Origin of the sequence: Occallatibacter sp., assembly GCF_035317045.1 — a bacterium.
Taxonomy (GTDB): Bacteria; Acidobacteriota; Terriglobia; order Terriglobales; family Acidobacteriaceae; genus Telmatobacter.
Window position 1 is genome coordinate 104,336 of record NZ_DATHHT010000002.1, and the last position, 12,848, is coordinate 117,183.

The window sequence follows — 12,848 nt, forward strand, 5'->3', positions numbered from 1 at the left end:
TTCACTCCGTGATGAGTCTGCGAGCGACGTCGCTTTCGCTCTGGCTTACCTCTTCAACCGATCCAAACGCCACGAGATTTCCCTTGTCGAGTACGGCTACGCGGTCGGCAGTTCTTCGTGCTCCGTGCACATCGTGCGTCACAATGATGAGGGCAGTCCCATGCTCAAGCTTTTGGCGCGTTAGAAGTTCATCGATTTCCGCGGCTGTAATGCGATCCAGCCCGCTGCTCGGTTCATCAGCCAGAAGAATCTTCGGTTCGAGCACCAGGGCTCTGGCGAGACCGGCCCTTTTTCTCATACCCCCTGAGAGCGCCGACGGATATTTGGCGCCATCGGCTCCCAGGCTCACATCAGTGAGAACTCGTTGTACAACTTCGTCGATCTCATCCTTGGATTTCTTCGTCAGGCGGCTGAGAGGCAGCGCCAGATTCTCGTAGAGCGTGAGGGAATCGAAGAGGGCGGCGTCCTGAAAAAGATACCCAAGCTTTCTCCGAACGAGAGACAGTCTGTGCTCCCCCATGCCGACGACATTGTCCTGATCAACCCAGACTTCTCCGGAGTCAGGACGCATGAGAGCCATAATCAGCTTGAGGGTGACACTCTTGCCTGTACCACTGCGACCGAGCAGGCATAGAGCCTGGCCTTGGCCGATTTGGAAAGATACGTCATTCAGCACACGTTTTGCTCCGAACGACTTCATCACCCGCTTGAATTCCACTGCGATGTTCTGGTTTGCGGTCATATGGCAGTGTCCGGGAAGAGAAAGAAGATGCACTTGATCAACAGCACGTCCGCAACAATGATCAGCAGAGACGAAACAACAACACTGTTAGTGGCAGCCTCGCCGACACCCTGTGCCCCCTTATCCGTCGTATAGCCAAAATAGGAAGAGACAGATCCGATAATGAAACCAAATACAGCAGTTTTGAGGGTGGGAGCAATAAAGTTGGACCACTGGAGATAATCAAAAGCGCGGTTGAGGTAGAGAGCTGGCGCAATGTGAGAGGAAAGCACCTCTGACAAAAACCCTCCAAGGAGCCCAGCGAAATCCATGAAGAGTGTCAAGAAGGGGAGTGCAATCACGCAGGCCAGGACGCGAGGAACCACCAGGAACTTGAATGAGTCAATCGACAATGATTCGATAGCGTCGATCTGCTCGGAGGCCCTCATATTCGCAAGGACCGCTCCGATTCCTGAGCCGACTCGGCCCGCAAGTAAGAGCCCCGCCACCAGAGGACCAATCTCGACGAAAAATGAGACTGCCTGGACGGCAGGTATCATTGCCGTGGCGCCAAACGTCACGAGAGTGCTCCTGGTATGGAGTGTCATGACAGCTCCCAAAGCGAAGCCCGAAACGATTATGAGGGCAAGCGATCTGTTTCCCACTTCTGCGAGTTGACGAGAAAACTGGGCGAACTCGAACGGAGGCTTCAGCGAATCACGGAGGACCTGCAGACTGAAGAGCCCCACTTTCCCGACAAACTCGATCAATCTACTGAGCCATCGCACGCGCTCTCTCCAGTCCTGTCTTCTCATCAATGAGTCGACCGTTCGTTAAGAATCGAGCCGTTAAGTAGATGGCTGGTGCGAGAAATACCACAGAGCCGAACACCCACATGAACGCTCCTGCCGCGATCTGGTCCTTCAATGCATCGAGCCCGAAGGGCCGGTGGACAAGTGCATAGCTCGGATAGAGCAAGCGGCCCGAAAAACACAGAAATGCCGACAAGCCCGTGTTTACGAGATCGGACGTCAACAGGTAGGGAATGATCATCCAGGAGTTGAACCGGCGTTGTGACGGCCATGGCTGCACAGTTGGCCACCAAAACAAGATACTCGTCATGAAAAAGCAGAAGTGTTCAAGTTCATGCCAGCCTTCCGAGGCCAGCGCGAATTCGTAGGCTCTTGGAATATGCCAACCCACATAGGTCAGGTTCATCGCAAGCCATGCGAATGGAAGTCGCGAAAATAGTTCCTGAGCGCGATGCACAACGGAGGATCGAAAGAGGGGACCACCGATCCTACGAACAATCGAGCGTGGTAGTCCACGCAGCATGGGAACGGACGGGCAGCCCAACACGATGAGCGGAGGTGCTACAGACATCAGCACAAAGTGTTGAGCCATGTGCATGAACAGCAGAGTCTCGCTGTAAGTATCGAGCGGAGAAGAGACGGCCACAAAAATGGCAACCAGTCCCGCGAGGAACGACAGAAGCCGCCACGCAGGGAGCGTCTCGGGGCGAGTGCGCCTAAGAGCTAGCCATCCTCTTACATAAATAAAGCCCACTGCCACGAGGGCGCTCGTAACTGCGGGAGGGATGTCCCAATCGCTAACGAGACTCAGCCAAGATGTCTGCAACTAACCTCCCTTATGGATTGAGAGCGGGTTCTGTCATGACTGCCTGATGCGATGCATCGACGGCGGCGGGTTGATTAATCGGGTGCAGCGTCTCGAGGAACTGGACGAGTGCGGTGGTTTCGGGGGGACTCAGATTCTTGCCGTACGCCGGCATGTTGCCGCCGCCCTGAAGAACCTGGCGGATCAGTTGATCCTCCGTGAGGCGCGTTGCGACGAGATCCAGAGCGGGGCCACGCAGTCCGCCCACGCCTGCAATCGAATGACAGTTGCGGCATTGCTTCGATTGAAAAACGATGGCCCCTTGCCGCTGCAGTGGGCTTGCATCATGGGTATAGCGGGTGGGAACCGGTGGTCCGCCGCTCCATGCACTCATCTTCGGGCTCCACGGCGTGAAGGTGCCAAGATGCGTGCACACACCCCACGTAACGGCAATCGTGGTCAACATGAGGATCGCGATGGGACGCTTGTGCCAGCTCTTCTCACCTTCGCCCGCATAAAACGGAAGGGCCACGAGTCCCGCGATTCCAAGTACAGGAGCGATCAGCAGAAACGGTGTCTCGAGGCTTGGAGGAAGATAGGACAAGACGGTATAAAGCCACAGGAAGAAGAAATCAGGTTTAGGCGCTGTCTGAATGATCGTTGGATCCGGCTGGCCGCCAGGTCCGTAGGGGCCGAATACAGCCGCGCAAACGGCAACAGCCGCAAGGATTGCCGCAGAAAAGAATGCGTCCTTCCACACGGCACCCGGCACGAATGGCCGGCCGTCCTTCTTCGTGAGGTCGTGGTATTCCGTTAGGTACGTGGAGCGGCGAACGATACGGCCTGGCATCGGCCATTCGTTGATGCCGAGCTTGACTACCATCCAGACATGAAGGCAGGCAAATGCCAACAGCATTCCCGGAATAACGAAGACGTGGAATGCGAAAAACCTCGACAGCGTGGCGCCAGCGATGATCGGACCGCCTAACATCATGTGGACAGCAGTACTGCCAATGAACGGCACTCGACTCGCAATCGACGCTCCGATGCCGAGGCCCCAATATGCGTCCTGATCAAAACGCAGCACCTGACCCGTGAACGCCATCCCGAGTGTCATGAGCAGTAGGAAGACACCCAGAATCCAGGTCAGCTCTCTCGGGAACTTGTATGCGCCGAAGAGGAAGACCTGGGCCATGTGGATCAACACGACCGCAACCATGAAGTTCGATCCCCAGCCGTGCATTGCGCGCAAGAACCAACCCAGGGTTAGCTGGTGATTCAAAATATTGAGACTGTTCCACGCCTGGCCGGCGGAGGGAACATACACCAATGCAAGCAGAATCCCCGTCACAATCTGCAGCATCAGCAAGACAAAGGCGGCACTCCCGAAGACATACCACCAACTGGCGGTCTTATTCGGGACAGGGTGAAGCGCCATCTCCTTGATGGGTTGTCCAAGTTGGAGCCGGCTGTCGAACCATGTGTAGAGAGCCTTTAACCGCTGCATGGCGAACCTCCGCGGGCGTTCTCGATTTGAACGAGTTTGGCGGTGTTCGACAGGGTGGGCATCTGACCTGCATTGATCTGAAGTCTTCCACTAACGATCTTGGCGTCGTATGTGAACAGTCCACGTTCGGGCGGGCCCGAAGCACGGCTACCGTCCGCATAGTAGGCCCCGCCGTGACAAGGACACATGAACAACTGCGACTGAGGGAACCAGCGAACCGGACATCCCAGATGTGCACAGTTGATTGCAAACACCTGAAACTCCTTTTCGGAGATCCGGCGTACCCAGCACGCGACGCGATCTGTTTCGCCATCCCAGGAACGGCTCACCGGATTCGTGTACTTCGCCAGACGAGTCTCCCCGACAGGAAACGTTTCAACTGAGCCTAGTGACACCCAGGACTTGTATGCGTCGTCAGGTTTCACGGGGGAGAGCAGGTACTTGAGTATTGGCACCAATAAAGCGCCGCCGACGACAGCGTTAAAGAGCGCACCGATTTTGAGTAACAGCCACCGCCGCGACACCGTCAAAGGGTCTACCGGCGTGAGCTCTTCTTCGGCTTGTTCGACAGGCAGTTCCAATTCATTCACAAATCACCTCTGGATCCTGGTCTCGGGGTACGGCTGGCCCGGAGTGTCACTTCGCAGCGAATGCAGATATGCGACGATGTCGCTTACGTCCTGATCCGTCAAAGGCTGGCCAGGTTGGACCTGATTCCAATCTGGCTGTCCAAGATCAGGTCGCCCTGCAATGACGATGGTCCGCAAGCTCTGGTCACTCATCAGAGCAAGGTAGCTGGTGTCGGTGATCCTCTGTTGCCCTTGTTGATGGCAGGAGGAACACTTCACCTGGAAGATTTGGTGGCCCTGCTCAACGGCGCCGATGGTGCTGGACGAATAGGTCGGCATGTCATGTACTTTATGGTCCGCGTGAGCCCACCGCGAACGCATGCCGTTAACGAGTGTGGCCACCTGTTGTGGCGTGAGAAATCCGCCTGCCGATTCGCCGAAGGCCGGCATCTGGGTTCCGGGCATTCCGGATGTGATCCAGTGCCTCAGCGATTCATCATCCACGAGTGCCTGATAGTCAGGATTAGCCAGATCGAGCGCAGGCCCTCCGGAACCGTTTTCGCCATGGCAGGCTGAGCAATTCTGCTTGTAGAGACGATCGAACGACACCACGTCCTCGGGCCGCATGAGCTCTTCCTGGTCATTTGGTGGCCCGATTCTCCGATGGCATCCCACGCTGCTAATGACCAAGGTGAGGGAGATGAACGACAAGAGTGCATTGCGCCTTCTATTCATCACTCATCCTCTTTTGGCGACCTGAACTCTTTAGCTTCGATTCCCATGCGAAGAATGAAGGGCAGAGTCTGATGCGTTCGGATCTTGCCGGACTTCGTCACAACGATGCCTGCGACGATGCCGAAAAGAATCTCGGAGAGGGTGAACCAACCCCATGCGATTCTCGCGTTAAACGCGGGATTTACAAATCCGAGAACTGAATGAACGAAGCCGGTCCATAGGAGCGGCGCCACGATTCCGCCTAGAATGATTGGTTGCCGCGGCCACATCGGCAGCATTGCTCCGTAAAGCAGGCCGATCAGCGTACAAATTGCCGAATGGATGACCGTTGCTGTGATCAACCCGTTCCAGTGAAAGGCCGCGATGTCCGCAGTGGTGGCGTTTGTCCAGTGTGCAACGCCCGCGCCTCCAAGCAGATTTACTGCATACCAAATGCTGTGTTGGGTTAAATAGCCGTATAGGAGAGCAGGGAAGATCATGACGATTCCGCCTGCGATGCCGCCACGGAGCCCGGAGGTGACGGGATAACTCTCGACAGGAAGGAACGCTCTGTGAACTTCGCTGATCTGGATGTGCGCTACCTGGGTTCTCGCGCTCGATGGCACAAATTCTCTTGCCGTGACCGGGACCATTTCATGGTTCTCATCGGGAAGGACCTGGCGTGCCCATCCCCCTATGCCGCAGCAGACAAGAACAAAGCCCGCAAAGCCAACTCCCGCACTTGTTACCAGGCTCGCAAAACAGAGCGTAACCCCGAAGGCAAGAAGGATCGGCCACGCCGTGCTGGCCGGCATCTCGATAGGCTCTCTTGGGCTCTGTTCCGGATTCCGAATATTCATCGCGATTCACCGCCCGATTAGGTACACGACTGTAAAGACCACGATCCAAACCGCATCTACGAAGTGCCAATAAAGAGCAATTACGCCAAAGCGTTCACTCTGCCGCGAATCGACCCACCCGAACAGGGAGAAGACGAATGTCGTAGTTAGAAGAAACAGCCCGACTACAACATGAGTCGCGTGGAGCCCGACGAGAGAGTAGAACGTGGTTCCAAAGAGATTCGTGCTGATGGTCAAACCGTCCTGATAGATCAGCTTCTTCCATTCAAGAGCTGTACTCGTCAGAAAGACTGCAGCAAGGGAGATCGTCGCAGCGAGCCATAGAGTAAAGCTCGTCATGCGGTCCCTTTCTATCGCTTTCTCTGCCTGCATAATCGTAAGACTGCTCGAAAGGAGGCAGATCGTACCGAGAATCGGGACCTCTAATACCTGCTGAGGTGTGGGTCCGGTCAGGCTCTTGCCCATGTAGAAGACATAGGCGACGACAAAGATGGTGAAGATTGCACTTTCCCCAGTAATCAACGCCGACATTCCCACTCGGCGTTTGCTGGGAAGATTCCACTCGATTGCACGTCCTGGATGATTGATCGGTACAGAACTCATGACTCATACTCCCAATCCGGATCGTCGGGGTGCTTCGCGTCCCACAGCGGGCGACGGCTATGCACTTCCGGCAACTCCTCAAAGTTGTAGACAGGAGGTGGAGAAGACGTTGCCCATTCCAGAGTCCAGGCGTCCCAGGGATCGTCGCCTGCGACTTCGCCCCGCCAATAAGAAACGATGAGGTTGTACGCGAAGATCAGGACCGCGATGCCCTGAATCAGCCCTCCGACCGAGACGACCAGATTAAGAAAGTTCCATCCGCGATCAGGTTGATAGGTGTAGATAGACCGCGGCATCCCCAGCAGTCCAAGAAAATGCATCGTGTCAAATGTGATATGGAAGCCGATGACAAACAGCCAGAAATGCCACTTCCCGAGCCGCTCGTTCATTAAGTGCCCGGTGGCCTTGGGATACCAATAATAGAGACCCGCGAAAATGCAGAACACAATAGCGCCAACAAGTACGTAGTGAAAGTGAGCGATAACGAAGTACGAATTATGAAGTTGCCAATCCCACGGAGATACCGAGAGCATGATGCCGGTAAGCCCGGCAATGAGGAACTGGAACAGGAATCCAATGCAGAACAGCATCGGAGTTGTGAAGCGTATTCGCCCACCCCACAGAGTAGCGATCCAGTTGAAGATCTTGATCCCGGTTGGGACGCCGACGAGCATCGTCGATAACGTGAAGAAGGCGTTTGAAACCGAGGTCATGCCGACGGTGAACATGTGGTGCGCCCAAACGCTGAGACTGACGAACATGATTGCCACGGAAGCTGCAACCATAGCTGGATAGCCAAAGATGGCTTTGCGGCAAAAAACCGGGATAATCTCGTTCGCGATTGCGAAGGCCGGCATAACGAGCACGTAAACCTCGGGATGACCGAATATCCAGAAGAAATGGATCCAGATCAGAGAGGAACCACCGGCTTGCGTATCAAAAAAATGGCCACCCAGATAGCGGTCTATAAGCAGCATGAACTGCGCTGCTGTGAGAGGAGTGATCGTAACGAGTGTCAGCATGCTCACGATGAGAAGCAGCCATGTGAACAAAGGCATTCTCATAAGCGTCATCCCCTTGCAGCGCATCGAGATGACTGTCGCGATGATGTTGATCGCGGTGCCAAGGGTGCCAAAGCCACTGACGATAAGAGCAAGAGCCCAATAGTCGGTAGCATGGCCAGGAGAAAACGACCGCGCAGTGAGGGGCGCATATGCAAACCAGCCCACATCGGGGGCGTTTCCCACGCCGTAGAGTCCAGCCCCGCCGAGAAAGCTGTAGTAGAGGAGTAAGCCGCCAAAGGCGGTCAGCCAAAAGCTGAAGGCATTCAACCTCGGAAATGCCATGTCACGAGCGCCAATCTGAAGCGGAACTATGTAGTTGGCGAATCCAAACAGGAAGGGCATTCCGACCAGAAACACCATCGTGGTGCCATGCATCGTGAAGAACCGATTAAAGACCTGTGCGCTCAGGACGTGATTGTGGGGATAGGCGAGCTGAAGGCGGATCAAAAGGGCCTCGGCGCCCGCGATGAGCAGGAAAAAGGTCGAGTACAGAATGTACAGAATGCCCAGGCGTTTGTGGTCCACAGTCACTACCCATCCGTGAAGCCTTTCGAGGAACGTGCCGAGCTCCGATGCGGAAGCACTCGGCTCGATCGTAGTGCTGACCGGAAGTGTGTAATCGCTCATATCAAAACCCTGTGATCACTTGAGTGTTTCGAGATAAGCAGTTACCTCGTCCAGTTGCTTATCGCTCAGTTGCATTGCGGGCATAAGGGCACCGTTCTTGAATGTGTCCGGCGATTTGATCCATTGGCGAAGATTCGTTGGCGTGTTGTTCATCGCGCCAGAGGCCAGTGTCGTTCTGCTCATGAGGTGAGTGAGATCAGGACCGAACCTTCCGGTTGCCGACGTTCCAGAGATCGTGTGACAGTTCATGCAGGCCTGCGCCTCAAAATCTCTTCTGCCTGCTGCCACCGCAGGATCTTGTAACGCCGGTTGCTGTTGATTTTTGATCCATGCGGCAAACTGTCCTGGAGTGTCGACGTATACGCGCAGCAACATCAACGCGTGCTGTGAACCGCAGAACTGTGCGCACTGACCGAGGTACAACCCCGGCGTCTGAGGATCCATCCACATGCTGTTCACATGGTTTGCGATCAGATCGGTCTTGCCAGCCAGCCGCGGAACCCAGAAGCTGTGGTTGACGTCTGCTGAGGTCAGCTTGAGAAAAGCCGCCTCCTGCGCTCCTGCGGAACTGACCGGGATATGAAGTTCGTTCGCAGTGATAACTCCGTACTTCGGATACCGGAACTCCCACCAGAACTGATGCCCGATTACTGTAACGTCAAGGGCTGTCTTGGGCTTTGGTGCGTCCTGGATGGCGAAAATAATTCTGGCAGTTGTTAGAAACAGAACAACCACAATCAGAACAGGAATTACTGTCCACGCCAATTCGATTTGAGTGCTGCCGTAGATCTGGGCTGGCTCGCCCGCCGGGTCGGTCTTACGTGCTCGAAATCGAAACAGGACAACCGCGAGCAATCCGCCTACAACCAGAAATATCCCACCAGTAATTGCAACCACAAAGATCGAGAGATCGAATATCTGATGCGCAGGTGTGGATGCAGGAGCAAGTGTGGTTGGGATACTGTTTTGTGCCAGCAACGTTGTTGTCCGAAGAAGGCATGCGGTGGCGCTGCCGAAACAAATCAGACGTTGAGTAGGCACCATCTGCATCTTTCGAACTCCCTCCACCGCGCAAGTTTGGCGTTTATTCGATCTGATCGCCAGAGTGGGACCGCTGACTGTCGTGTACTTTGGTGCGTCAGACAACGTGATAGTAGCAACTGAATGAGCGGGTCGAAATTACATGTTCCTACTAGGAAGGAGTTGGCGCGAATCCAGGAGGCCGATGGGAGCAGAAGGGCAAGGAATGGAAAACACAACAGTACGCGCAGTGGGAGGAATGACAGTAAGTCGCGAGTTTCAGTTGAGTCGTCCCCGTGAGGACTATTTGCTTTTCCAACTCCCTCGCTCGTAAACCTCGCGAAGTTCCGATCGGCACTTAAGCGCGAAATCGTTCAGAGGGTCCGCATGTTGCTCCAGAGCCACTAATTTGATTTGGTCGATTGTCATGTTCTTCTCGCCGTATGTTGCGACCAGCTTTTTTACAAACACCTCGGCGGCTTCGAGTACGCTGCGAGATGCGAAGAGCCTGATTCGATTCACCAGCGCGTACATCGCCACAATCTCGTCGATGTTTTCCAGGCTTTGTGAAAGTGCTTTTGCGTAACAGCCCGTTCCCTGGCGTATGAATTCCGAATAGAGTTCCTCGCGTTGAGCGATTTCGCGATTGGTTAGCTCTCGCTGTGCGACGCTTCGCTGGAGCACGAAATTGCTAAGAACGGGAGTTGAAGCGCCAATGACAGAGCCGCTGAGCGCGGCCAAAACGCTAGTCAGGGTACTATCCATCGAATCCTACCTACCTTCGTGCCACGAGCAACGCTGCCCGTGAGATCCCGCCTATTGCGGCAATTGGCCGATAGCTCTTTTCAGATCAGCCTCCGCCAACGAGAGGCCGCAATTTGCCTCCAATAAGGATGCAGTAGCACCTGCCAGGTCCGCTTGAGTCTGACTTCGGACAGAACTGAGCGCAGCATTCTGCTCAAACTGCCGATCCGCCAGCCGGGCTGCCTCCGTTCGGACCGTTACAACTTGTCCGGCAACTTCGACCATCTGCCTGAGCTCATCAATTCTGTCGTAGATGGCTTGCACCTGCACTTCGATCTCCGACTGCAGCTTGTCCACGGCTACTTCCGCAGAGTGAGCCTCGGTCCGCGCTTCGCGAACGTTAGCTTCGCGGCGCCCACCGTCGAAGAGGTCGTAGTTCAGTGAGAAGCCAAACGTCCCGAAATTATGAACGAGAAATGGCACGCCACTTTGATAGCTGTAGCGTGAGAGTGCGGTTACATCGGGGATGTATGCGTCCTTGGCTGCCGCTAGCCCAGCTTGCGCCTTTGCGAGAGTCCGCCGGGCTACTTTGAGATCTTGGTTCTGGTCGAGTGCGATCCGGACTGCGTCAGCTCGAGATGGAATGTTGAGCGCTGCCGCAGCAACTCCGGGATCGAGATCAATCGGGGTATTCACCGGGAGCCCAAGAGTATCTGCGAGCTGACGCCGCAAGTCATTTCCTTGCAACCGCAAGGTCAAGCTCTCCTGCTGCGCTTGCAGGATGCTGGCTTTACTCTGGAGCGCCGATACTTCCAGTGCATTTCCGCGCGCCACATCGCTGCGACTTTCCTCATCCTTGACCTGAGCGGCGGCTAACTGATCCTGAGATGCCTCAAGCTTCTGCTCATTAATCAAGATGTTGTAATAGAGCTGGCGGACTTGCAGCGCAATCGCATCTTGAGTTTGATCAAGCTGTGTTTTCGCAACGAGAACATCCTCCTTTGCCGCAATATTCGCCTTGTGGATGCGGAACAGCTGCGTAAGAGGCTGCTCCAACCCCACTCCCCCTGTATACCCAGTAGCAGAGCCTTGATCTATAACGAGCGATCTAGATGGTACCGGCCCGGTTGAGGGATAACTCCCGAATGCGCCAGCAGGTATCTGGATGCCAGCGAGCTCTGTTATGTGAAGTGTGCTGCCACTCGCCTTGATTTGTGGCAAATAGTTGGAGCGCGCTTCGTCTTTCTTGCTCTCCATCTGCTCGACAGAGAGCGAGCGAAGACGAATAGAATGATTCTGCCTTAGCGCAAGATCGATTGCCTGCTCGAGTGTTAGTCGCATTGGAGTCGGAGATGATTGTTGTGCCACCACCCGGGTGCCGAACAGCGAGCCCAACAGAGAAAGAGGCAAGAACAACCAGGCTGCTGAACGCAGCCCCCGCGGCCTGATGGAGGCTGGCGTCGTAACTTGCCTCCCTTTATGGAGCGTGCTTCTCATTTAGCCTCCACGGGAACGGCAATGACTTGTCGATACCGGGTTGGCAGACATGAAAGCAACCAGGACGACACATGCAGGCCGGCAACTCCAAGCAACTGGTGCGTTGCCAGAGTCGGGTGAGCCTCAGGCGCCTTGACGTCAGGACTTGTCATTGCTCGCCGTCCGATCTGGCCTCAGCCTTCACCGTATGAACGATGACAACTGCCGAGAATCCAGGCCGAAGCCGTTCCAGATAGGGCTGCCCTCGGAGTAGCACAATCTTGACCGGGACTCGCTGCACCACCTTCGTAAAGTTGCCCGTCGCATTATCCGGCGGTAGAAGCGCAAACTGGGAACCACTTGCGGGAGATAGCTGGTTGACTTTGCCGTGAAACACTCGATTCGGAAATGTATCAATCCGAACGTCTGCCGAGTCGCCAACTCGCATGTTGGTCAGTTGGGTCTCTTTGAAATTAGCTTGCACCCAAACCTCACTTTGTACGAGATCGATTGTCTGCGTCCCCGGAGAGACTAACTGACCGGCGAGGACATGACGCTCTCCAACGGTTCCATCCGTTGGTGCCAAGATTCGCGTATAAGCCAGGTTGACCTCCGCGACCACGATGGCAGCTTTCTTGGCCGCTATGTCAGCTTTGTAAACATCGTCTTTCGTGTTGAGAGCTTCTCGCTGGCGCTTGGCGGCCTCAAGTTGACTCTCGCTGGTAGCAAGAGCCCCCTCGGCGCGCGCGAGGTCCGCTTTGCGCGCATCAAGCTGGCCGCCGAGCTGTCCTTCCTGAGCTGTGGCCGCTTCAAGCTGTTGGTGCGTTGCGGCTTTCGCATCGAACAAGGCTTGCTGGCGGCGCAACTCAGTCAAGGCTCTGTCGAGTTCAGGCGAAACCGCAGCAATGCCGGCCTTTGCCGCATTTCTCGCAGCCTGTGCCTGAATAACTCCGGCCTTTGCGGCGTCAATCTGAGCATCCTGTATTTTCTTGGCTGCCTGATTGTCTTCAAGAGCAGCTTCGGATCCGGCTAACGCCGCTTGGGCCTGCTTCAAAGTAGCCCGGTAGTCCTCGTCGTCGAGTTCGATGAGCGCCTGGCCTACCTTGACACTTTGATAATCACCGACGTTGACCCTTCTAACGGTGCCGGAAATCCGTGTGCTCAAAGGTGTCATATCGGCCTTCAGGTAGGCATCGTCTGTCTTCTGGTCAGGACGACTCCCCTCCCAACCGGTCCAGTGCCCAGCGATACCGAAGAGAAGACCCGCGGCAGCAAACAAGATGATCAACGGAATGATCCACGATTTTTTACTCATGCCTCAGAGCC

The 12,848-nt window shown here is 55.3% G+C and carries 13 protein-coding genes; all 13 read right to left on the reverse strand.

Annotation, left to right across the window (positions count from 1 at the left end):
• Position 1 precedes the first annotated feature (1 nt).
• Positions 2–742, reverse strand: a complete 741-nt coding sequence (locus tag VK574_RS00525) for an ABC transporter ATP-binding protein (protein ID WP_472797810.1) — start codon at positions 740–742, stop codon at positions 2–4.
• On the reverse strand, positions 739–1,536 hold the full coding sequence (locus VK574_RS00530) for an MlaE family ABC transporter permease (protein ID WP_472797811.1): 798 nt from the start codon (positions 1,534–1,536) through the stop codon (positions 739–741). The genes VK574_RS00525 and VK574_RS00530 overlap by 4 nt, the downstream gene beginning before the upstream one ends.
• Complete coding sequence (locus tag VK574_RS00535; protein ID WP_472797812.1) at positions 1,493–2,359, reverse strand: cytochrome c oxidase assembly protein; 867 nt, start codon at positions 2,357–2,359, stop codon at positions 1,493–1,495. Before VK574_RS00535 ends, VK574_RS00530 begins: the two co-directional genes overlap by 44 nt.
• A 10-nt stretch (positions 2,360–2,369) precedes the next feature.
• Positions 2,370–3,845, reverse strand: coding sequence for a cytochrome b N-terminal domain-containing protein (locus VK574_RS00540; RefSeq protein ID WP_472797813.1), 1,476 nt, complete (start codon positions 3,843–3,845; stop codon positions 2,370–2,372).
• Positions 3,833–4,435 carry a QcrA and Rieske domain-containing protein gene (locus tag VK574_RS00545; protein WP_472797814.1) on the reverse strand — a complete coding sequence of 201 codons (603 nt, stop codon included), beginning with the start codon at positions 4,433–4,435 and terminating at the stop codon, positions 3,833–3,835. Before VK574_RS00545 ends, VK574_RS00540 begins: the two co-directional genes overlap by 13 nt.
• Before the next feature lie 3 nt (positions 4,436–4,438).
• Complete coding sequence (locus tag VK574_RS00550; RefSeq protein WP_472797816.1) at positions 4,439–5,041, reverse strand: c-type cytochrome; 603 nt, start codon at positions 5,039–5,041, stop codon at positions 4,439–4,441.
• A 107-nt stretch (positions 5,042–5,148) separates the two neighbouring features.
• On the reverse strand, positions 5,149–5,988 hold the full coding sequence (locus tag VK574_RS00555) for a hypothetical protein (protein ID WP_472797817.1): 840 nt from the start codon (positions 5,986–5,988) through the stop codon (positions 5,149–5,151).
• Positions 5,989–5,994: 6 nt separating this feature from the next.
• Positions 5,995–6,591, reverse strand: a complete 597-nt coding sequence (locus VK574_RS00560; protein WP_472797818.1) for a cytochrome c oxidase subunit 3 — start codon at positions 6,589–6,591, stop codon at positions 5,995–5,997.
• A complete protein-coding gene (gene ctaD / locus VK574_RS00565) occupies positions 6,588–8,282 on the reverse strand; it encodes a cytochrome c oxidase subunit I (RefSeq protein WP_472797820.1) in 1,695 nt (564 codons plus the stop codon). Before ctaD ends, VK574_RS00560 begins: the two co-directional genes overlap by 4 nt.
• Positions 8,283–8,297: 15 nt before the next feature.
• Positions 8,298–9,332, reverse strand: a complete 1,035-nt coding sequence (coxB, locus tag VK574_RS00570; RefSeq protein ID WP_472797821.1) for a cytochrome c oxidase subunit II — start codon at positions 9,330–9,332, stop codon at positions 8,298–8,300.
• A 273-nt stretch (positions 9,333–9,605) separates the two neighbouring features.
• The gene (locus VK574_RS00575) at positions 9,606–10,067 is read right to left on the reverse strand and encodes a hypothetical protein (RefSeq protein ID WP_472797822.1); all 462 of its coding nucleotides are present in this window, start codon (positions 10,065–10,067) and stop codon (positions 9,606–9,608) included.
• A gap of 51 nt (positions 10,068–10,118) precedes the next feature.
• Entirely contained in the window at positions 10,119–11,543 is a 1,425-nt protein-coding gene (locus tag VK574_RS00580; protein WP_472797823.1) for a TolC family protein, read from the reverse strand.
• A 148-nt stretch (positions 11,544–11,691) separates the two neighbouring features.
• Positions 11,692–12,837, reverse strand: coding sequence for an HlyD family secretion protein (locus tag VK574_RS00585; RefSeq protein WP_472797824.1), 1,146 nt, complete (start codon positions 12,835–12,837; stop codon positions 11,692–11,694).
• Between the last annotated feature and the right edge of the window lie 11 nt (positions 12,838–12,848).